17 protein-coding genes are annotated in these 20,987 nt (G+C 37.4%); 9 read left to right on the top strand and 8 right to left on the bottom strand.

All coding sequences use genetic code 11. From position 1 onward, the window contains the following. Positions 1–2: 2 nt before the first annotated feature. The 3 genes from HZ311_RS05405 (at position 3) to HZ311_RS05395 (ending at position 4,748) form a co-directional block, all read left to right on the top strand. Positions 3–800, top strand: a complete 798-nt coding sequence (locus HZ311_RS05405) for a PTS mannose/fructose/sorbose/N-acetylgalactosamine transporter subunit IIC (protein ID WP_010734299.1) — start codon at positions 3–5, stop codon at positions 798–800. Continuing rightward, positions 793–1,593 (top strand): PTS system mannose/fructose/sorbose family transporter subunit IID, encoded by an 801-nt coding sequence (locus HZ311_RS05400; protein ID WP_178946806.1) that lies wholly within the window; start codon positions 793–795, stop codon positions 1,591–1,593. Before HZ311_RS05405 ends, HZ311_RS05400 begins: the two co-directional genes overlap by 8 nt. 137 nt (positions 1,594–1,730) lie before the next feature. Beyond that, positions 1,731–4,748, top strand: coding sequence for a polysaccharide lyase 8 family protein (locus tag HZ311_RS05395; RefSeq protein WP_137072838.1), 3,018 nt, complete (start codon positions 1,731–1,733; stop codon positions 4,746–4,748). 514 nt (positions 4,749–5,262) lie between these two features. Here the strand turns inward: HZ311_RS05395 and HZ311_RS05390 are convergent. Then, positions 5,263–5,694, bottom strand: coding sequence for a thioredoxin family protein (locus HZ311_RS05390; RefSeq protein WP_010734304.1), 432 nt, complete (start codon positions 5,692–5,694; stop codon positions 5,263–5,265). Between the two features lie 29 nt (positions 5,695–5,723). Continuing rightward, on the bottom strand, positions 5,724–6,488 hold the full coding sequence (locus tag HZ311_RS05385) for a hypothetical protein (protein WP_023520336.1): 765 nt from the start codon (positions 6,486–6,488) through the stop codon (positions 5,724–5,726). Between the two features lie 352 nt (positions 6,489–6,840). Between HZ311_RS05385 and HZ311_RS05380 the strand changes: the two genes are divergently transcribed. Continuing rightward, entirely contained in the window at positions 6,841–7,707 is an 867-nt protein-coding gene (locus tag HZ311_RS05380) for a helix-turn-helix domain-containing protein (RefSeq protein WP_096081792.1), read from the top strand. A 230-nt stretch (positions 7,708–7,937) separates the two neighbouring features. Here the strand turns inward: HZ311_RS05380 and HZ311_RS05375 are convergent, their stop codons facing one another. Then, the gene (locus tag HZ311_RS05375) at positions 7,938–8,846 is read right to left on the bottom strand and encodes a cation transporter (RefSeq protein WP_137072836.1); all 909 of its coding nucleotides are present in this window, start codon (positions 8,844–8,846) and stop codon (positions 7,938–7,940) included. 171 nt (positions 8,847–9,017) lie between these two features. Here HZ311_RS05375 and HZ311_RS05370 point away from each other — a divergent pair, with 171 nt between their 5' ends. Then, positions 9,018–9,650 (top strand): NAD(P)H-binding protein, encoded by a 633-nt coding sequence (locus HZ311_RS05370; protein WP_178946520.1) that lies wholly within the window; start codon positions 9,018–9,020, stop codon positions 9,648–9,650. A 311-nt stretch (positions 9,651–9,961) separates the two neighbouring features. On the opposite strand, the gene HZ311_RS05365 is transcribed toward HZ311_RS05370, so the two are convergent. Together HZ311_RS05365 and HZ311_RS05360 are read right to left on the bottom strand one after the other, a co-directional pair. Next, on the bottom strand, positions 9,962–10,978 hold the full coding sequence (locus HZ311_RS05365) for an NAD(P)-dependent oxidoreductase (RefSeq protein WP_077151977.1): 1,017 nt from the start codon (positions 10,976–10,978) through the stop codon (positions 9,962–9,964). 39 nt (positions 10,979–11,017) lie between these two features. Continuing rightward, positions 11,018–12,046, bottom strand: a complete 1,029-nt coding sequence (locus HZ311_RS05360; RefSeq protein ID WP_077151978.1) for an AEC family transporter — start codon at positions 12,044–12,046, stop codon at positions 11,018–11,020. 286 nt (positions 12,047–12,332) lie between these two features. On the opposite strand from HZ311_RS05360, the gene HZ311_RS05355 reads away from it, so the two are divergent. From HZ311_RS05355 to HZ311_RS05345, 3 genes are read left to right on the top strand one after another with little or no spacing between them, the layout of a single operon-like run. Continuing rightward, positions 12,333–13,673 carry an aminotransferase class III-fold pyridoxal phosphate-dependent enzyme gene (locus tag HZ311_RS05355; protein ID WP_023520330.1) on the top strand — a complete coding sequence of 447 codons (1,341 nt, stop codon included), beginning with the start codon at positions 12,333–12,335 and terminating at the stop codon, positions 13,671–13,673. Between the two features lie 18 nt (positions 13,674–13,691). After that, positions 13,692–14,792 (top strand): alanine dehydrogenase, encoded by a 1,101-nt coding sequence (gene ald / locus HZ311_RS05350; RefSeq protein WP_023520329.1) that lies wholly within the window; start codon positions 13,692–13,694, stop codon positions 14,790–14,792. A gap of 28 nt (positions 14,793–14,820) precedes the next feature. After that, positions 14,821–15,855 (top strand): NAD(P)H-dependent amine dehydrogenase family protein, encoded by a 1,035-nt coding sequence (locus tag HZ311_RS05345; RefSeq protein ID WP_077151979.1) that lies wholly within the window; start codon positions 14,821–14,823, stop codon positions 15,853–15,855. A gap of 76 nt (positions 15,856–15,931) precedes the next feature. Here HZ311_RS05345 and nrdF read toward each other — a convergent pair whose 3' ends face one another. From nrdF to nrdH, 3 genes are all read right to left on the bottom strand, one after another. Then, positions 15,932–16,897, bottom strand: a complete 966-nt coding sequence (nrdF, locus tag HZ311_RS05340; protein WP_010734316.1) for a class 1b ribonucleoside-diphosphate reductase subunit beta — start codon at positions 16,895–16,897, stop codon at positions 15,932–15,934. A 51-nt stretch (positions 16,898–16,948) separates the two neighbouring features. Continuing rightward, positions 16,949–19,108 carry a class 1b ribonucleoside-diphosphate reductase subunit alpha gene (nrdE, locus tag HZ311_RS05335; RefSeq protein WP_023520327.1) on the bottom strand — a complete coding sequence of 720 codons (2,160 nt, stop codon included), beginning with the start codon at positions 19,106–19,108 and terminating at the stop codon, positions 16,949–16,951. A 181-nt stretch (positions 19,109–19,289) separates the two neighbouring features. Then, the gene (gene nrdH, locus HZ311_RS05330; protein ID WP_010734318.1) at positions 19,290–19,514 is read right to left on the bottom strand and encodes a glutaredoxin-like protein NrdH; all 225 of its coding nucleotides are present in this window, start codon (positions 19,512–19,514) and stop codon (positions 19,290–19,292) included. 649 nt (positions 19,515–20,163) lie between these two features. Between nrdH and HZ311_RS05325 the strand changes: the two genes are divergently transcribed. Next, positions 20,164–20,982 carry a GH25 family lysozyme gene (locus tag HZ311_RS05325; protein ID WP_023520326.1) on the top strand — a complete coding sequence of 273 codons (819 nt, stop codon included), beginning with the start codon at positions 20,164–20,166 and terminating at the stop codon, positions 20,980–20,982. The last annotated feature ends 5 nt before the right edge of the window (positions 20,983–20,987 follow it).

Here is a 20,987-nt window from a genome sequence, read left to right as displayed (position 1 = left end):
TCATGCAACATTTAGCCATGTATCAAATTATTCTTATTACAGTTTATGCTTTTATTGCAATCAATGATTCACTTATTTCAAATACGTTGACACAACCAGCCATTGCGGGAATGATCTCCGGGATGATCATGGGAGATTTAGAAACTGGCTTGATGGTAGGGGGAACCCTTCAATTGATGCGTTTAGGGATTGCGGCTTTTGGAGGTGCATCTGTACCCGACTTCTTTACTGGCGCTGTATTAGGAACGGCGTTTGCTGTTATTTCTGGTAAAGGGGCGGAATATGGGATCGGTCTAGCTGTACCAGTATCATTACTGATGCTACAGCTTGATGTCGTTGCTCGCTTCTGTAATGTCTTTTTGCTTCACCGTGTCGATCGTGCGATTGAAGATATGCGTATCAACAGTATCCCACGGTTAGTATTATCTGGTTCATTCCTATGGGGGCTTTCTCGAGCAATCCCGATCTTATTGATGTTACTAGTCGGTGATGCGGCAGTTTCAACAATCACAGAAAATACACCTGAATGGTTGATGAATGGATTGCGTACAGCAGGTGGCGTACTACCAGTTGTCGGTGTGGCCATCCTTTTACATTATTTACCAGCAAAACAGTATATTCCTTACTTACTTTTAGGTTTCTTCTTATCAGCATATCTACAAGTACCAATGCTTGGTATTTCAATCGTTGGTGTTATTGCTGCATTGTTAGTATTCAAACGAGATAACGAAAAAGAAGCAACTGCTCAAACAGTGACAACCACTGGAACACTTGAAGGAGGTTTTGATGGCGATGAGTAATCAAAAGTTAACGAAAAAAGAATTGAATGTCATCAGTTGGCGCTATATCCTTGGTAGCCAATTGAATTGGAACTATGAGCGTATGATGAGTACCGGTTATCTCTATGGTATTTTACCTGTACTGAAAAAATTCTATGGGGAAGACAAATCACAATTACAAGATATGATGAATACTCATAATCAATTTTTCAATACGAATGCAATTTTTGGGAACTTGATCATGGGGATCGATGTGGCAATTGAAGAAGAAGATGGTTACAAAGCAAAAGATACGATTGTCGCGTTGAAAACAGCGTTGATGGGTTCATTGGCAGGGGTAGGCGATTCATTATTCCATGTCATCTGGGGAACGATTTTTGGTTCAATCGCAGGTACATTGGCACAAAGCGGATCAGTCGTTGGCTGTGTGATCTGGATCATTGCCAATATCGCTTTACTTTTTGGACGAGCAGCATTATTACCACTTGGCTATAAGCAAGGAGTTAAATTAGTTACGACTCTGAAAAATAAACTAACAGAATTCACCAACGCAGCAACTGTTTTAGGGATCACAGTTATTGGTGCCTTGATTCCGTCAGTTATCAAAGCAACGGTTCCTTTCGTTTACAAACAAAATGGGGTGGAGTTAGTTGTTCAAGATACATTAGATGCGATCTTACCTTCATTAGTACCGGTTTTATTAGTCTTATTGACTTACTGGATGTTAGGTCAGAAGAAATTGAATTCAACTCGCGTGATCTGGATCATTTTGATTCTTTCGATTGCATTAAGTGCTGCCGGGATCTTAGCTTAAATGATTCATAAAAAATGAATGAAGTGATCGCAAGGTCGTGATCCGATCTGCAAGAAAGAATCGTTCGAAATAAGAATGCGCCTTTCTTGCAGATTTTTTTAGTTCAAAAAATATCTATAATCAAAAAGGAGAACAAAATGAAGCGTTGGTCAACAAAATTAGTGGTGACATTAGGGTGTAGTTTATTCGTTGGTATTGGGTTAGGGTACAGTCAACAAGTCGGTGCAGAAGGAACACAGACTGACATGCAAAAAAATACGACATCAGGGAACTATGAGTCAGATTTTTCGCAGCATTTGGGTACTTGGCAAGACATTGTTGGAAAAGCAGATAAATATACCAACGAGAATGGGTTACAGATCGCAAACCAGAAAGTCAATCAACAATTTGAGTCTGTGTCGTTATTATTAGATGCAGGTGTCCGTAGCTCAGGTGATCTAGAATACACGTTTCTATATGAGGGACAGACCAATTTTGGACTAGTTTTTCGAGGAAACGATCAGACGACATCGAACTGGCAATCGTTTGCCTATATGCGCGATGGTGAATGGCAATTGGGGCAGCCTGGGGGGAAATGGTTGACAGCCATCAAAGGTCCTACACTGATTTCAGGACAAACCTATAAATTGTTACTAAGATATGAAGGAACATCGTTCCAAGCATATTTGAACGACCGTTTGTTGTATGAAAATCAAGAAGTTCTTTATTCTGATGGGACAACGATCAATGGGGACTGGTCAGGTTATTCAGGGATTCGGTTATTTGGGAATGAGAGTAAATTAACTATTTATTCCATGCGTAGTGGAGCGGTCAATAGTCTGCAAGTGGAAGAACCGACAGAAGAATTTCAAACAATGAAAGCAAACTGGAAAGATCAACTTGTGTCAACAACGACCGATTTAGCTAATCCAGCGATTGCCAATTATGTAAACGCTCTTTCTGACGAAGCAGAAAAACTTTACGAGACAATGAATCAAGATCCTGATCGCACGTATCTGTGGCCATTAGAATCTGGGAATACCGCTTCGGCAGATTTAACCACGCAATTTACAAAGTTGCAAAAACTAGCGTTAGCATATGGAACGAATGGGACAAGTTTTTATCAAGATGAAGTCATCAGTCAAGCGATTCAAAGTGGATTAGATTTTATGATCACAAAAAAAGGCTATGATGGAACAAAGTATCATGGCAATTGGTGGGATTGGCAAATCGGAGTAGCTCAAAAATTTGTGGCAATTTTGATGGTGCTGGATGAAGACGTACCAGAGGAGAAACTTCAAAAGTATACGGCTGTGTTGAGTAGATATGTACCCGATCCATTTAAACAACTCTACACAAAACCACAAGGAACTTTTGTCGCGCTTGATTTTATACCAAATTTTTCAACAACTGGTGCGAATCGCACAGATTTAGCGCAAACTGTTTTAGGACTAGGTCTCTTACAAAATGATCCAGCGAAAGTTACACAAGCAGTTGAAAGTATCACAGATGCCTTTAAATTGGTGACCCATGGAGATGGATTTTATCAAGATGGTTCATTTATCCAGCATGAAACGATCCCTTATACAGGCTCTTATGGCAATGTACTAGTCAAAGGCGTAGGCCAAATTTTATCGATCGTCAAAGAATCTCGCTATACGTTGACAGCTGATCAAATAAAGTCCTTTGTTGATAACGTACAATCGGCATTTATCCCATTAGTGTATCAAGGTGAAATGTTGCCTTTAGTCAATGGTCGTTCCATTTCTCGAGTACCAGCAGCGACAAAAATGGGTTACGGATCGACAACGATGTACAATTTAATGATCGTGGCGAAATTTGCACCTGAAACACAGCAAAAAGCTTTACAAGAAGCAGTGAAATATTGGATGTTGTCTAATCCTAACTATTATTTGACAAATACGAGAGATTACAATGATTTGATGATGACAACGGAGCTATTGGCTAATACCACGGTGATGGGTAAGCAACTACCGTTCATCGGAACAAAGATGTACCATGCAATGGATCGGTTTGTCCAACGAACAGAGAGTTACCATTTAGGATTAAGCATGTATTCGAAGCGAATCTCTTCATTTGAAGCAGGAAATCTGGAAAATCAACGAGGCTGGCATACGTCTGACGGGATGATCTATCTTTACAATGATGACCAAGTCCAATTCGGTCCGAGTTATTGGCCAACAATCGATCCTTATCGTTTACCTGGTACGACCATCGATACAGTACCTTTAGCAGATGAAATTTCAGCATTTACTACAGTGACTTCAAATGAAACATGGGTAGGCGGTGCCGTTGCTGGAGATCAAGGTGTAGTAGGAATGGCTCTTAACAAAGAAGGAACAAAGAATAATGGAACGACCTTACCGATGAATGTACAAGGGAAGAAGTCATGGTTTACATTGGATGGGCAAATCATTGCCTTAGGTGCCGGTATTACAGGAGATACAACTGCTTCAATCGAAACAATTGTCGATAATCGTTTATTAAATGATTCGTATACGTATCAAGTACTTTCGGATACAGGAATGATTGATCAGTCACAACAAACGAAGGAGACATCTTGGTTATTGTTAGAATCAGATCATCAACATGCGTCGATCGGTTATTATTTCCCACAAAAGGAAACAGTCGATGTGATCAGTGAGACACGTACAGGTACTTATCGAGAAATCAATGAAGCATTTCCTAGTGATACACCCTATACAGGTGACTACCGCACCTTCTCAATCAATCATGGACAGCAACCAAAAGATGCAGAATATGCTTATGTGATGTTGCCCGGCAAAACTCAATCGGAATTAGCAGATTATGCAGCAAAACAGCCAGTTGCTATTTTGCAAAATACCAAAGAAATCCAAGCAGTCGAAGTGAAAACCTCTGGTTACTTAGGCATCAATTTTTGGCAAGAACAAGGCGGAGAAATGGCAGGGATCAAAACGAATAAACCAATTTCTTTACTAAAACAAACGAAGGCAGAACAAACAGTTTATACAATTGCCAATCCAACGCAACAAACTGAACCAGTAACACTTACTTTACCAAGTGATTTTACTGACGTGGTGTCTACGAGTGAAGGGATTGTCTATGATAGTCAAACCAATACGTTTACCATTGATTTCGGTCAATTCGAAAGCAAAGAGATCGTTGTCAAATAGCTCTACCTTTCTAAGTCATAATTAAACACAGAACAATTGAAAAAAACAGAAGCTTCCCAATCGTTTTCGTATTGGAGGAGATTCTATTTTTTTATAAAGTACGCTCTTTCTTAAGCCCAATTGAGATCGCCGATGTCTGCATAAGAAAAGATCGCTAATGGAACACGAGAAAATCACTCATGGTCCATTAGCGAAGCTGTATTTTTAATATTTCAGTACATATTCCTTATTTGAGAGAATTGACTGTAGATGATATAAAGTAAAATATTGCTATTAGTGATAATAATATTTCCAAAGTTATATAAAAATACTTTTCTATAACTTTCAGATTGTAATATCTAAGAATATGAAGAAAGCAGACACCGAATAATAGATTGAGATAAAGTAATCCGCCACTATCTTTCAGATTAGTAACTAAATTTCCGACAATATTTATAATAATTGATAGTTTTAATAGCGCTAAAAACATTTCATTTTTAGTCCAGTTTTTATCGTGTACCAAATGTCCACCTACTTATTTTATAATAAATTCATATATAGCATCTGTAGTCTTTAGACCTACTATTTTATCTATGGTCTTTCCTTTTGAAAGTTTAATGACTGTTGGCACTGTATCCACGTCTAAGTTAGCTGAAAAATTACTTAGTGTGTCTGAGTTGTCTTTTCGAGCTTCATCAGTATTGTAATAATAAATAGAGGTTTTATTTTTTGCTAGTATTTCTCTTAATAAAGGTTCAAATTCTTGACACTGAGGACAAGTGGGCCTACCAAAATAGATAATAGCATCCTCCTTCTTGTCTACCATTGCCTGCAATTGAGAATTACTGATTAGAGTTAATGTATTTTTAGGTTCTAATGGCTTTGAATAAAAGAAGAACCCAATTAGTATTAAAAGGATGCTCATAATTGAATAGATAGTAAATTTCTTGTTTACAATGCCTTTCATTTGTAAGTCCTCGATCAAAATAAATTTTTTTATAATTTAAAACAGCCGATAACACCTGTAATTGATGCACCACCTAAAGCAACAAAACCTGTTACACAAGCAACACATACTGGAACTACTGATAAGCAAGCAGCTGCACAGACTGGAGCAAGAATATTTGCGATTGTGCGACTAATATTTAAAACAATCATTAGACAAGCAACTTTCTCTACTAAACCTCTTGTTTGCTGTAATTGCCTTGCTTCTTTTTGAACATCTTGAAGTTCTTGCTGTAAGTCTTCATTACTAACAAATTTTTCTTCAAGAATTTGATGATTTGTTTGAGTCCCATTAGAATACAAATTGATTTCAAAGGTATCTTTTACTGATTTGGAAATAAGAGTTTCTTGATAACCTTTTAAATTTTTATTCATGTCGTATACAGCAGTGACATTACTAAAGAAATTGAGATTACTGTCAACTATTGGTACAGTGATTGTATAGTAATCTTCTGTTCCAGTTTCGCCAGAAACTTGCAAGACAGTCACGTTAGTGAAATCCAGCATAAAATTGTTTGCGTGTAATGAAAATGTATTCCCTAGATTAGCTTTAAACGCATTAGTAATACTAGATTTTTCATTATCACTTACACCTTTTGCTGTATCGGACAAGGTTACCATGCTTTTAACAATTTTAGTTGCCTCATTTGAATTCATGCCAGGGATATTGATTGGATTTTTGGCAAAGTAATCGTTAAATTGTAGTCTCAGTGCTATTGGTACTCTGATTTGTCGAAATAGTGATATCTGAAGCATTAGTAATTTCTACTGCAGCTGGTAAAAAGAATGTTCCTATAATTATGAGCGATACCATTCCTGTTAATAATTTTGTTTTAATTTTTTTCTTTATCATGAGTTTTATCCACCATTCTTTGGACTTCTTTTTCTTCTGAAAAGGTTGTATTCTACTTTTCATAATAATCTAAATCACATAATCTAAAAATTTCACTTTTATTAATTCAACATAATCAACCTATATCGATCACTCCCAACAATTCTCCTTTCCCTTTTTTTCTACAAATACATAATATATTAAAAAAATGGTATAATTTATCATGTGGCTCAAAGTCACATAGTTAGAAAATTCAGAGAAAGTGAGAAGAAAATCATGATTTGGAATTATGGAAGTGTATATAGAATGATAAGAAAATCTAAAGGTATCTCACAAAATAATATATGCAATGGAAATCTAGAACGTTCAACCCTCTCTAAGTTTGAGAGCAAGAATAGAGTACCGTCATTCGATACAATGCAGTATCTATTAGAACAAGTCAATGTATCGTTTAATGAATTTGAATATATTTGTAATGAATATAATAATAGTGAAAGACAAGAAATATTAGTTGATTTTTATTCCTTGGTATCTAATGCGCAACGAAGTAAGATAGATATGTTAATTAAACGATGTGAAAGATATTTAAAAAATAATAATGATTATAAAATTAACGAGATAAATCATATTTTACATATTTTTATAGAACTAAATGAACTAAATAAATTAAATTTTTCAGACATAAGTATGAAATTGGCAACTATTGTATGGGATAGGATTTCTTTGATTGATACTTGGACATACGATGATATCAGGACCATCAATTTTATTTTTTACTTTTTACCTTTAGAAACAATCAAAAGCATTGTTCCAAAAATGTTACGAAGTTTAGAGAAGTATAATAAATTAAATGAAATATCAATTCTACGTTTGTCAATATTAACTAATTTTTCAACAATATTTTTAGAGAACGCTATGTATACTGAATGCAAAAATATACTAGATTATGCACATAGTTTTGCTGAAAATGCGAAAAGATATGATTACCTTGGGGTTATTATGGTTAGAAAATCTATCTGTGAACAAAAGTCGGAAGAAGTGACTAAGTGGCTAGAATTTTTATCTATGGCGAGTGAAGAAGCTATTGTTACCGAATTGAAAAAAGAGATCAGCCGACATTTAGTAGGGAATTCTTCTAAATAAGGTTAGCTGAAATAAATCTAGCATACAGGATAATTTTTTTGTGATTAAATATGACTAAGTAACGTGATTTTAAAACAATGAGAATCATAAACTAATTTATCTGTATTCGGTGAGGAGAATATAGGGATCTTAAAGCATGTAGTCAAATACAGATCAATTGAAAAAAAAACAGAAACTTCCCAAACGTTTTCTTATTGGAGAAGTTTCTGTTTTTTTATAAATATGCTCTCTTATGCCCATTTGAGATCACCGATAAAGTTGATATTCAACCATAAAGAATAGTCAGAGAAACCTTCAGTTACTTTGTGGTTGAGTTTATCTCTTAGATGATCTTGCGCGCGGATACTATCTAATTCACTGTCGGGTAAAATCACGATATCTAGTTCAAGAATGACTTGATCCCCGACTTTTGCGATTCGTAAGACATAGGTTTCGATAGCGACATTTTGCAAGAGCTTATCAACTACTAACAATATTTTTTCGCGCAATTCATATTTTGGGGGTGCATAAGTAAGTTCTAATGTGGCACTTTTGATTTCAGTCACTGATAGATAAATATAGAAAATGGTGATTCCAATGGAAATCACAGGGTCGATCAATTGGGCGATTGCAAGATATGGCGTTTTTGCTAGTACACCAGAGACGATGATCGAGACCACGACTCCTAAACTGAACAGAAAACCGAAGCGCCATTGTTCCAGCTCCACCTTATAAAAGGAATGATTGATCGGATTTTTTTTCAAATAAAGATAAAAGACAAAACAAAAGAGTGTCCCAAACAAAGAAAAAGGCAAACCAATCGCTAAATCAACGTAGGTATCTGCATAAAGCAAACTGAAAAAAGACTCAATCAGGCCATAGGAAGAAATCAATAGGATGACACTGTATTGGATAAAAACAACCAAGGGCATCAGTGATTCCTTTCCAAAAGGAAAACGTTCAAAATCTTGTGTCTGGATAAACTTAGCAATATATAATGCAATCAGAGACATCAGCGCACCGACCATCGTATAGACACCATCAAGCAAGAGGACATTGTAATTGATCATCAATCCTGTAAGTAGCGCTAAAAGACCATAAACGGTTCCTGCAATGATGGAGGCGGTTAATAATTTTTTTATTTTTTGCGTATTTTTCATATAACTAAAACCCTTTCTGGAATAGATGCTTTTTTGAGAATCATACTGATTGTAATAAAAGATGCGAATAAATACTTGCGGTTAGAGTCGTTCTAAGCCTTATACTTTACTCATCTTATCAAAGGAGGAGCGTTGTACAAGTAAAAAATCAAAACTAGAGGTGGAAATAGATTGAAAAAAAACGTATTGATCCTTGGTGCATCAGCACCAATTGCTAAATATAGCTATGAATTTTTAAAAAATGATCCTACTGTGAATGTCACTTTATTTTTGAGAAATCCGGATAAAGTCTTTGATAAGGAGCGAAGTATCATTGGTGATGCGATGAATCTAGATGATTTGGTTCATGCAATGAAAGGCATTGATATCGTTTATTCTTGCTTAGGTCCTTACAATATGGTGCCTTTAGCTAAACATGTGATCAAGGCGATGAACCAGAATAAGATCAAACGCGTATATTGGATGGCAACACTTGGGATCTACGGTGAAGTTGACTTCAATGACGAAGAAGCAGTTGCAGAGTTGAGCGACTATCGCGATCCTGATACTTATTTAGGGGACCAGCGTATTGCAGCAGATTTGATTGAGAACAGTCATCTAGACTTTACCATCATCCGTCCTAATTGGTTAACCGATAAAGAGATTGTTGAGGATATTCGTATCGAGAATAGAAACGGAAAAAGTTACATTGGTGAAATCAGCCGACAAACTGTAGGGAAATACCTAGCAACTTTGATCAACGAGCCAACTACTCATATGTATGACTCTATTGCATTAACAGCAAAGGAAAAAATACACGAGTAAAAAATAATTGAGGTTTGACAGAAATTTTCAGCTTTGAAATAAGGCAGGACCCCCAGAAAGCATTCTTTGATTTTCTGGGGATTCTGTCTTACTATTTTTTGTGATGATCGAAAGGAAAGTAGTTAAGACAAACGTAAGATTCACTTTTGTCTGTCACCATACAAACAAATCAACGGGAAGAATTAACGAAACCACTTCGAAAATAAGGCAACAGCTACAAAAATTGGAAGAGCAATTTTTATAGCTATCGCCTTATTTCATGAGGCTAAACACTTCGGTGCAATATCGGATCGCTGATTCTTTGATGGCGACTACCCAGCCTGAGTGGGAAGCGTGTTGGCACAGTCCAATTGATTGAACATTTTATAAAGATTGTCAAAACTTGTTTCGATCATATTAGATACTGCTTCGTCGGTGTTCGAACCAATATGTGGAGTAATGATCACTCGCGGATACATATCGATCAGCGCCTTAGCTGTTGCATCGATCAATAAGGGATCTTCATCAAAATTTTTGTTGAAAATCAGCGCTTCATTAGGCAAGACATCTGTACCAAATCCAGATAGTTTTTTGCTTGTCAACGCATCAAGGATTGCTTGATTATCCTGTAACTCCCCTCTAGCAGTGTTGATCAAAATCGCATCATCCTTCATTTTTTCGATAAAATCTTTATTAATGAAACGTTCATTTTTACCGGGGATGTAAGGAATATGGATACTGACGATATCACTTTCTGCCAGTAAGTCATCAAGCGACTTAAATTCGATGAATGCTTTTGCTTCTTCACTTGGATATAGATCATTACCAATCACCGTTGCGCCTAATCCTTTGAAAAGTTTTGCTTCTGTTAGTCCGATGTTCCCCACGCCAACGATTCCAACTGTACAGTTTCGGACTTCTTTACTGAACATAAAGCGATCAATCGTAAAATTATAAGCAGCTGTTTTATTCGTTGTATGAGTTGTTCTACGTAAAAGCATCATTGCTAAAGTAACAGATAATTCAGCGATTGCATTTGGTGAATAAAATGGTACATACGCGACTTGCATTCCATGATCGTGAGCTGCCATTAAATCAATATGATTTGTCCCCACTGTACGCGTGAGGAGGAACCTGATCCCGAATTGGGCAAAGCGTTCGATATTCATGCGATTTGCTAAACAATTTCCTCGAACGATGATGGCATCCATTCCTTTTGCTTCTGCGTAATTTGTCTCATTTAATAAATCTTCTACTAGTTTCAAGTTGAATCCGTGGACATTCAACTGCTGAAAGAGAGATCTTTCAGCAGGGCGAACACCATAACATACAACATTTAAATTTTTCATAGTATAGTTTCCTTTCGTTAATTAATTATATAATGTGGGTTAATTTCCAATCAAGTTTAAGACGATGATCCAGATAGGGATTAAGACGATCGAGAAGAGTGTAGAAAGTAAAGAGGCGTTAGAGGCAAGTACTGCTTCTTTTTCAAAATTGATGGCATAAGCAACCGCAACTGTTGCAGCTGGAGTAGCCATCATAATGATCATCGTACCTAGACCAACTGAATTCACTGGTAAAATATTCATTGCGTTCAACAGTAAAATTGAAAGTAAAATCACAAGTGGGAAGACAATGACTTTGATGAATGAATAGTACCAAGAGGTGTGACTGCTGAGGGTTTTTCCGAATGGCAGATCGCCTAATGTGATCCCGATTGCCAACCAAGCGAGTGGGGAGGCTAAACTAGAGAGGAACGTCAAAGGTTTAAATAGCCATGGCAACGTCTGATCGATTCTTAAAAAAGCAACAGATTCAGAACTAGACTGAGCAATTTGAGGTAAGCTATCTTGGAAGAGCCAAATAAATAATCCGATAAACGTTGCCAATACGATTGGGTTCAAGATCATTTCTCTAATATTCTTGCGTGCCATTTTCAATCCGCTCATCTTTAGATAAGCATAAGAGTATAAAAAGATACGATAACCAATGTTAAAAATCGATGCGTACAAAATCCCTTCTGCGCCAAAAACTGCACCGACGACAGGAATACCGAAGAATGTTGTTGACCCGAAAATAGAGAGTACACGCAATGTGTCTTCTTTATTTGGTGCATATCTAAAAAAGAAGAATTTACTTAGAAAAATCAAGAAAACGTGGACTAAGATTCCGAGAATCAAAATGTTGATTCCTTGATTCAATACTTCATCATTCAATTCCTGCATAAACGAATTAAAAGCTAATGCAGGAATTGCGACAGTTAAGACGACCTTAGACAAAGTCTTTCCGACATCTGATGAGAAAACCTCACGCTTTCTTAAAAAGTAACCTAATAATATAATAAACAGTGTGGAAGTGATCGCACTGATAATTTCCATGTTGATGACATTGCTTAATGTTTCTGATAGTGACATTTAAATTTTCCTCCTCAATTCTTGTGAATGTTTTAATTTTTTTATTTAATCAGCTGTGCATGTGTACCACTCCTCCTCAATTACATCCTAGAGGTTAGAATCGTTATAAGGTCAATATGCTTTACAAATAAAATCACAAAAGTATTTTTTCTTCTATATAAGTGATTTTTTTACTTTTTTAATGTAAGCGATTTTATTAAAAGAATAAAAAAAAGATTGACCTTAGAGTTGTTCTACCCTTTAGTCTTAACATGTAAACAGGAAAGCAGATAAAGGAGAGAATAATATGAACAATCGCAAGAAAAAGTATTTTTGGCATCCGATGACGGATACTCGAGCAAGTGAAGAAGAAACAATCGTTATCGAACGTGGAGATGGGAATTTTATCTATGATGATACGGGGAGAAAATTACTCGATGGTGTTGGTGGATTATGGTGTATGAACGTTGGTCATAATCGCCCTGAAATGAACCGAGCAATTGCTGATCAAATGGAAAAATTATCTTACTATCAATTGTTTACGAATATTGCCCATCCCAAGGCATATGACTTGGCAGAAAAAATCATTCAAATGACGCAAGAAGAAGAGATGGCGAAAGTATTCTTTACTTCTGGAGGAAGTGATTCAGTAGATACTGCTTTAAAAATCACAAGACAATACTGGCAAGCAGTAGGTAAACCGACAAAGAAAGTATTTCTGTCATTGGAAAAAGCCTATCATGGGATGCATTATGGTGGAACGTCGATAGGTGGCAACCCAATCTATCGGGAATTTATTGGTCCAGGTTTACAAGATTGTGTACGTGTCTCTTCCCCGCATTTGAAGAAAAATAATTGGAATTGCCAAGATCCAGAAGAATTGACAAAACACTGTATCGCTGAACTAGTTGAAACGATTGAACAGATTGGCGCAGATCATATTGCTGCATTTATTGCTGAACCGATCCAAGGTGCTGGCGGTATCATCGTTCCACCAACTTCTTATTGGCCAGCTTTAAGGGAGGTTTGTGATACTTATGATATTTTATTGATTGCAGATGAAGTGGTGACAGGTTTTGGCCGTTCAGGACATCTTTTTGGTAGTCGTGGCTGGGGCATCAAACCAGATGCTATGGTTCTAGCGAAAGGATTATCTTCTGGGTATGTTCCACTAGGGGCTACTGTTTTTAACAAACGCATCGTTGAAGGCATCGAATCAGCGACCAATGGAGCTAATGTCATTATCCATGGGCATACTTACGGTGGACATCCGCTCGGCTGTGTGGCAGCATTAGAAGCTTTACGTATTGTGGAAGAAGAAAATTTAGTTGAAAATGCCCGTGAAGTCGGTGCATATTTATTGGAACGTCTAAAAGGACTTGAAGGAACATATGACTGCATTAGTGATGTTCGTGGAAAAGGCTTGATGATCGCTATCGATTTTGAGAATACAGGGAAATATGATGTGGAACAAACAGCAAAGAATGTACAAGCCGTGGCTGATTATGCCATCAATGCAGGCGTCTTGCTACGTGATGAATTACAAACGATTATCATTTCACCATCGTTGACCTTTTCAAAGGAAAACGCAGATCAACTATTCGATGCGATTCATATGGGCTTTGAGAAGTGGCAAAAGCAACAATAATTCAAAGGAGGATATAATATGACAATCATTGGTGTACCAAAAGAAATCAAAAATTCAGAGAAACGTGTAGGCGTGACACCCGCAGGAGTCAAAGAGTTAGTAACAGCAGGTCATATCGTTTATGTAGAAGAACGTGCAGGGGAAGGATCAGGCTTTACAGATAGTCAATACCGTGAAGCTGGCGCTCAGATCAAAGCTGATCCAGAGACAGTCTGGTCGGCAGAAATCGTCGTGAAAGTCAAAGAACCACTAGCATCAGAATATCAATACTTTAGAAACGATTTGATTTTGTTTACGTACTTGCATCTAGCCGCAAATCTTGAATTGACTGAAGCATTGATCAAGTCTGGAACAACAGCGATTGCCTATGAAATGGTTACGAAAAACGGAGCATTCCCATTACTCGCACCAATGAGTGAAGTCGCTGGCCGTTTAGGCGGTCTATTGGGTGCGGAGATTTTAGCGAAGCAAAGTGGAAAATTGATTTCAGGTGTAACAGGTGTTTTACCGGTTCAGGCAACTATTTTAGGTGGTGGGATCGCCGGAGTGAGTGCGGCACATTACTTGCACGGATTAGGAGCAGATGTGACGATCTTAGATATCAATGTCGACCGCTTACGTGAATTGTCAGAGATGTTTAATGGACAAGTAAAAACCCTCTACTCAAGCCCAGCGAATATTGAGAAAATGGCATTGACTAGTGATATCGTGATTGGTTCAGTCTTATTACCAGGTAAAAAAGCCCCACATCTTATCACAGAAGAATTAGTGAAGCAGATGAAAGAAGGAACGATCTTGGTGGATATTGCGATTGACCAAGGCGGCTGTTTTGAAACGAGCCAGCCAACCACCCATGAAGAACCGACTTTCGTTAAACATGGAGTGATCCACTACTCGGTTGCGAATATGCCAGGTTTAGTTCCTCAAACGTCTACGTTAGCTTTAACGAATGTCACGATGAGATATATCAAGGGCTTAGCCTCCCAATCACTGACAGAAGTCATCCAAACGTATCCAGAGATCCTACCAGGAATCGGTACCTATAAAGGAAAACTGACCTGTCCTGAAGTGGGGGAAGTCTTTGAGCGAACCGTTGACGATATTCGTGAGCTCGTTTAAAAATTTTCTAAAAAGTGAGGGAAATACAATGACTAAAAAAATTCGTATGGTCCAAGTCGGCTGTGGAAAAATGTCGAAAGAGATTATCAAATATGCCATGGCAAAAGATATTGAAATCGTTGGAGCTGTAGACAATCGTCCAGAGGCGATCGGTCAGGATCTAGGGCTATATTTAGGATATGACCAAGCTTTAGGAGTGAAAATCTCTAACGATCCCCATGAAGTATTTCAAAACTGTGATGCCGATGTGGCATTAGTCACGATAGCTAGTTATATCAAAGATTTCATGCCAAGTTTAGAGATACCCTTGACCTATGGAGTCAATGTTTTAACAATCAGTGAAGAAGCTTTATATTCTTGGACGACTTCGGTTGCAGAAACCAATCGTTTGGATAAAATCGCAAAAGCCAACAACGTTACGATTTCAGGAACAGGAATGCAAGATATTTACTGGGTGTTGTTTCCAACGCTGCTGGCTGCTGGCATGAATGATGTACAAAAAATCAGTGGGGAAGTTAGTTATGATGTCGAACACTATGGGAAAGCGTTAGCGGAAGCGCATGGTGTGGGCTATGATCAAGTAAAATTTGACAAAGAAATTGCCAATGCAACCGATTTGCCTTCCTATTCTTGGATGACCGCAGAAGCCATCTGTGCCAAAATGGGTTGGACGATCAAACGCATTGCTCAAAAGAACGTTCCAATCGTTTTAGATAAAGATATTCCATCGAAAACAATGGAACGGCCGATCAAAGCAGGCGAAGCGATCGGCATGTCTGCCGTTGCAACGATTGAAACGGTACAAGGTCCAGTGGTGGAAGTCGGTTGTACTGGGAAAGTCTATCAGACAGGTGAAGGCGATTTATGTACTTGGTCGATCGAAGGAACGCCAAGTATGCAATTTGAAGTGACCAAACCAGATACACCAAAGCATACGTGCGCTACGTTGATTAACCGGATACCTACGGTGATCAATTCAAACGCAGGCTATGTCACGATCGATCAATTGCAACCTGTCGAATATATGACGTATCCAGCACATCTTTATTTAGATAAAAAATAGGCAGAACTAAGGTTGGTAGTTGGTTAAAGAGAAACAAAAAAAGAGCGAGGATGCAATATCCAAGCTCTTTTTTTGTTTAGTCTAAACCAATCAAGTAATCTTCATCTTTCATCGCTTCTACGTTACCTAATAGGTAGCCGTTTCCGACTTGAGAGAAGAAATCGTGGTTACTTGTACCAGTAGAGATCCCATTCATCACGATTGGGTTGACATCGTTTGCTGTATCAGGGAATAGTGGGTCCATTCCTAGATTCATCAATGCTTTATTTGCATTGTAGCGTAAGAATGTTTTGACTTCTTCCGTCCAACCGATTGGATCATATAATTCTTCTGTGTAGCGCTCTTCGTTTTCGTATAATTCATATAACAAATTATACATCCAGTCTTTCAATGTTTCTTGTTCTTCTTCAGGTAATTCGTTGTAACCTAGTTGGAATTTATAGCCAATATACGTGCCATGGACAGATTCGTCACGAATGATCAACTTGATGATCTCTGCCACGTTGGCTAATTTATTATTTCCTAAATAATAAAGTGGTGTATAGAATCCTGAGTAAAATAAGAAGGTTTCTAAAAAGACACTCGCAATTTTTTTCTCTAACGGCGTACCGTTTTTGTAGATCTCATTGATACGCTCCGCTTTTTTCTGTAGATAAGGATTGGTATTCGTCCATTCAAAGATTTCTTCGATTTCTTTTTTCGTATTCAATGTACTGAAGATCGAAGAGTAACTTTTCGCATGGACAGACTCCATAAATTGGATATTGTTCAATACCGCTTCTTCATGGGGCGTGCGGACATCTTTACGTAATTGATCCATCCCGCTTTCTGATTGGACGGTATCAAGTAAAGTCAATCCACCAAATACGTGACCAACTGTATCTTTTTCTAATTGGGAAAGCGTACGCCAGTCGTCTAAGTCATTTGACAAAGGGATACGTGTGTCTAACCAAAATTGCTCAGTTAATTTCTCCCAAGTCGATTTATCAATGATATCTTCAATTTCATTCCAGTTTATCGCTGCATAATAAGTTTCTGACATGAGAATGCTCCTTTATTAAAATCCAGTAACGGGTTCTATCACTAAGTGAAATTAGATCACACAGCTTTCACATTGGTTGCTGCCGATTTCTTCTGCATCGTCTGTAAACGTACGTACATAATAAATCGATTTGATTCCTTTGTGGAAAGCGTAGTGTCTTAGAATATTTAGATCACGTGTGGATTGTTTTGTCGTTTCTTTCCATTCGTACAAACCTTCTGGGATTTCTGAACGCATAAACAACGTCATACTCATTCCTTGATCCACATGTTTTTGTGCTGTGGCATAAATATCGATCACTTTACGCATATCCATATCATAAGCAGAAGTGTAATACGGGATTGTTTCATTTGATAAATAAGGCGCTGGGTAATAGATTTTCCCAATTTTCTTTTCTTGGCGTTCTTCGATCATACGAGTGATCGGATGGATACTTGCACTAGTATCATTGATATAAGAAATAGAACCATTAGGTGCTACAGCTAAACGATTTTGGTGATACAAACCATCTTTCATGATTGCTTGCTTCAAGTTTTCCCAGTCTTGGGCAGTCGGAATAAAGATACCATCAAACAAAGCAGCAACTCGTTCAGATTTTGGTTGGAATTCGCCAGTGACATATTTATCAAAATAAGTGCCGTCTGCATAAGCTGATTTTTCAAAATTATGGAAGACTTGTTTTCTCTCACGTGCGATATTGTTACTTTCAATAAGTGTCCAGTAATTCAACAACATGAAATAAACATTGGTAAAATCAATTGATTCTTCGGAACCATATTCCATTTGCTCTTTGGCAAAATAAGTATGAAGTCCCATGGCACCAAGTCCGATCGTATGATTCAATTTGTTCCCGTTTTGGATCGGTGGAACCACGTCAATGTCTGAAGCATCTGTGATATACGTCAATGCACGAGTCATCGTGCGGACAGAGCGACCAAAGTCAGGGCTATCCATCAAATTGACGATGTTTGTAGAACCTAAGTTACATGAGATGTCTGTCCCTAACTCTTCATATTCTTGCTTGCCATTGATGACAGAAGGTGTCTGTACTTGTAAAATCTCAGAACATAAGTTACTCATGATAATTTTACCGTCTACAGGATTTTCACGATTTGCCGTATCAATATTGATGATATACGGATAACCAGACTCTTGTTGTAATTTAGAGATTTCATTTTCTAAATCACGGGCTTTGATTTTTTGTTTACGGATATTTGGATTTGCGACTAAATTGTCATATTCCGCAGTGATATCTACGTAAGAAAATGGCACACCATATTCTTTTTCCACACTATAAGGACTGAATAGATACATTTCTTGGTTTTTACGTGCTAATTCATAGAATTTATCTGGGACGATCACACCAAGTGATAAAGTCTTCACGCGAATCTTTTCGTCTGCATTTTCTTTTTTTGCTGAAAGGAACATCATGATGTCTGGGTGGAAGACGTTTAAATAAACGACACCCGCACCTTGACGTTGTCCTAATTGGTTCGAATAACTAAAGCTATCTTCAAACAATTTCATGACTGGAACAACACCGCTAGCTGCACCTTCGTATCCTTTGATCGGCGCTCCGGCTTCACGTAAGTTAGAAAGTGTGATCCCAACACCACCACCGATTCGTGAAAGTTGTAAGGCAGAGTTGATCGAACGACCGATTGAATTCATATCATCCGTTACCTGAGTCAAGAAACAAGAAACAAGTTCACCACGACGTTTACGTCCAGCATTCAAAAATGAAGGGGTTGCTGGTTGATAACGTTGGTGGATCATTTCATCAGCTAAAGCTAAGGCTAGTTCTTCGTCGCCATTCGCAAAGTACAACGCATTGAATGCGACACGATCTTCATAAGATTCCAAGTAGGCAGAACCATCATTTGTTTTTAACGCATATTGAGAGTAGAACTTATAGGCTGCCATGAATGATTTAAATGTAAAGTTTTGTTCGAATAGGAATTGATAAAGTTTTTCAATAAATTCACTACTATATAATTGAATGAACTCTGCTTCTAAATATTGGTTGTCGATCAAATACTGGATTTTGTCGATCACTGTTGGAAACGTCATCGTATTTGGTTTGACATTTTCTTCAAAAAAAGCAGCTAAAGCTTCTTTATCTTTATTTAAAGGGATTTGCCCGTTGACTGGTCGATTGATTTCATTGTTCAGCTTAAAGTAGCTGACATCTTTTAGATTTTTAAGACTCATACATACGCCCAACCTTCTTTTTGATTTTGATGATACATGTTTGACCACAAGATATAGTGGTGTTCATTGCTGTAAAAAAGGATTTGGGGAGGTTACGGACAATATCCGTAAGTCCATCAAATCCATGGTGGCAGAGGATCAAGTAAATCCTCGATCTATTTGACAACTGTTTGAATGATTCTTAGCTAGCTAAGTGACGTAGTTGATCTGGTCTGAAACCAATGACAGTCGCTGCGTCTGAAGTGATGACCGGAACACTTTGGAATCCTTGGTCTTTTAACCATGAGATTGCTTCAGGTTGCTCGTCGATATTTACTTCTTCAAAGTCGATTTTATTTTCAGCTAAAAAGCGTTTCACCATTTTACATTGCATACAATTATTTTTTGAAAAGATTTTTACGTTCATTATTATTTGCCTCCTTGCTCGTGTGTTTTCTCTATAATCAATAGTATAAATCTATTAGTAAAAAAGTCAATCAACAAACACTACATCTTGTGTTGTGGAAATTGTGGAATACTATGTTTTGTGGTTTTTGAAAAACAATGAAAACAAGTATCTCGTGCAGATTCGCTTGTATTAATACAGAAATGCTTGTGGAAAACTCCGTTAAAAAATATTTTTTTAACCTTTGCTTGCCAATAAATGAATGTTCGATCGAAAAATCACAAACGAAAAAGGTATGCAAAATGATGGAAAGAAGAAGAGAAATAAATGCAGATCAAAACCAGAAGAAAAAGGTATTTATACATTTTAGAGATAGAAATTTTTTCACAAAACGAAAAATGATCATGAAGTGTCTAAGGATCATCGAAAAGAGAAACCCGAATCAAAATAGCAAAAGTCAAAAGAGTACTCACTATATATAGTAGTAAGATGATAAATGTTGTAAAAATTGAACTAACAATATTTTTTTAATTTTTAATAACGATGTTATGTTTAAAAATTGGTTAATTGTCATGTTATCTGTTTTTTTATTCCTAGATTTTTGTTTAAATAGAGCCAACAGGACGTCTTGTTGATGCTTTGAAAATTCAATAAAAGGAAGCGATCCAAGATGCGTACAATGGTCAAATGGGTAGGTGTTATTTGTTTTACTTTACTAGTTTACGTTGGAGGAACAGCACAGGCAACTTCGATTCCAATCAAACCTACGATTACTGAAAAAAATCAACATGTGTTAGGTAGCAGCAACCAATTCTCAGAGTCATTCACTCGAAGTCTGACAGACGATTCAGGAATCTCCGCTGCAGAACCAGGCAGACCAGCTAAAGATTTTATTGACATATCTTCCAATAATGGCAAGATATCGAGTGAAGAATTTCAAACGATGAAAACCTACGGCATTAAAGGGGTAGTCATAAAATTGACTGAAGGAGACTCGTATAAAAATCCGCTTGCTCCTGAACAGATTGCTTCAGCCGTTGCGGCAGGCCTAAAAGTAAGTGTCTATCATTATGCGTGGTTCAATGAAGAAGCTGACACAAAAGGGGAAGCTCAGTTTTTATTGGATTATATGAAAGAGTTGAACCTGTCATCGTCAACTGTTGTTGTCAACGATAGCGAAAATCCAAAGATGAACGTGGACAAAGTGACAGATAATGCATTGGTTTTCCAAAAAGCGATCCAACAGGGAGGCTATCAAAACGTCGCCCACTATTCGAGTGCTTCTTGGTTCACCGAAAACAAATTGGATATGACACGTCTAGGAAAAGAAAATTGTTGGGTTGCACAGTGGCCCTACGATCCTTCTGATAAAAATCCTTTGCATACAGATACAGCAGCTTGGCAGTGGGCAAGTGATCTTTATTTCCCAGAATTTCCTAGCCGTCATTTTGATGTAAGTAGTGACTATTTGAAAAAATTTACAAGTTAAATGAA

This window comes from Enterococcus mundtii (assembly GCF_013394305.1).
Lineage (GTDB): Bacteria > Bacillota > Bacilli > Lactobacillales > Enterococcaceae > Enterococcus_B > Enterococcus_B pernyi.
This window is presented reverse-complemented; position numbering and strand designations above follow the sequence as displayed.

Bases quoted from the DNA above. Each gene is read 5' to 3' on its own strand.
- HZ311_RS05345 (WP_077151979.1), top strand. From the start codon at position 14,821: ATGACTAAAAAAATTCGTATGGTCCAAGTCGGCTGTGGAAAAATGTCG.
- nrdF (WP_010734316.1), bottom strand. From the start codon at position 16,897: ATGTCAGAAACTTATTATGCAGCGATAAACTGGAATGAAATTGAAGAT.
- HZ311_RS05380 (WP_096081792.1), top strand. From the start codon at position 6,841: ATGATTTGGAATTATGGAAGTGTATATAGAATGATAAGAAAATCTAAA.
- HZ311_RS05325 (WP_023520326.1), top strand. From the start codon at position 20,164: ATGCGTACAATGGTCAAATGGGTAGGTGTTATTTGTTTTACTTTACTA.
- HZ311_RS05390 (WP_010734304.1), bottom strand. From the start codon at position 5,694: ATGAAAGGCATTGTAAACAAGAAATTTACTATCTATTCAATTATGAGC.
- HZ311_RS05355 (WP_023520330.1), top strand. From the start codon at position 12,333: ATGAACAATCGCAAGAAAAAGTATTTTTGGCATCCGATGACGGATACT.
- HZ311_RS05400 (WP_178946806.1), top strand. From the start codon at position 793: ATGAGTAATCAAAAGTTAACGAAAAAAGAATTGAATGTCATCAGTTGG.
- HZ311_RS05395 (WP_137072838.1), top strand. From the start codon at position 1,731: ATGAAGCGTTGGTCAACAAAATTAGTGGTGACATTAGGGTGTAGTTTA.
- nrdH (WP_010734318.1), bottom strand. From the start codon at position 19,514: ATGAACGTAAAAATCTTTTCAAAAAATAATTGTATGCAATGTAAAATG.
- HZ311_RS05375 (WP_137072836.1), bottom strand. From the start codon at position 8,846: ATGAAAAATACGCAAAAAATAAAAAAATTATTAACCGCCTCCATCATT.
- HZ311_RS05405 (WP_010734299.1), top strand. From the start codon at position 3: ATGCAACATTTAGCCATGTATCAAATTATTCTTATTACAGTTTATGCT.
- HZ311_RS05360 (WP_077151978.1), bottom strand. From the start codon at position 12,046: ATGTCACTATCAGAAACATTAAGCAATGTCATCAACATGGAAATTATC.
- nrdE (WP_023520327.1), bottom strand. From the start codon at position 19,108: ATGAGTCTTAAAAATCTAAAAGATGTCAGCTACTTTAAGCTGAACAAT.
- HZ311_RS05365 (WP_077151977.1), bottom strand. From the start codon at position 10,978: ATGAAAAATTTAAATGTTGTATGTTATGGTGTTCGCCCTGCTGAAAGA.
- ald (WP_023520329.1), top strand. From the start codon at position 13,692: ATGACAATCATTGGTGTACCAAAAGAAATCAAAAATTCAGAGAAACGT.
- HZ311_RS05385 (WP_023520336.1), bottom strand. From the start codon at position 6,488: ATGCTTCAGATATCACTATTTCGACAAATCAGAGTACCAATAGCACTG.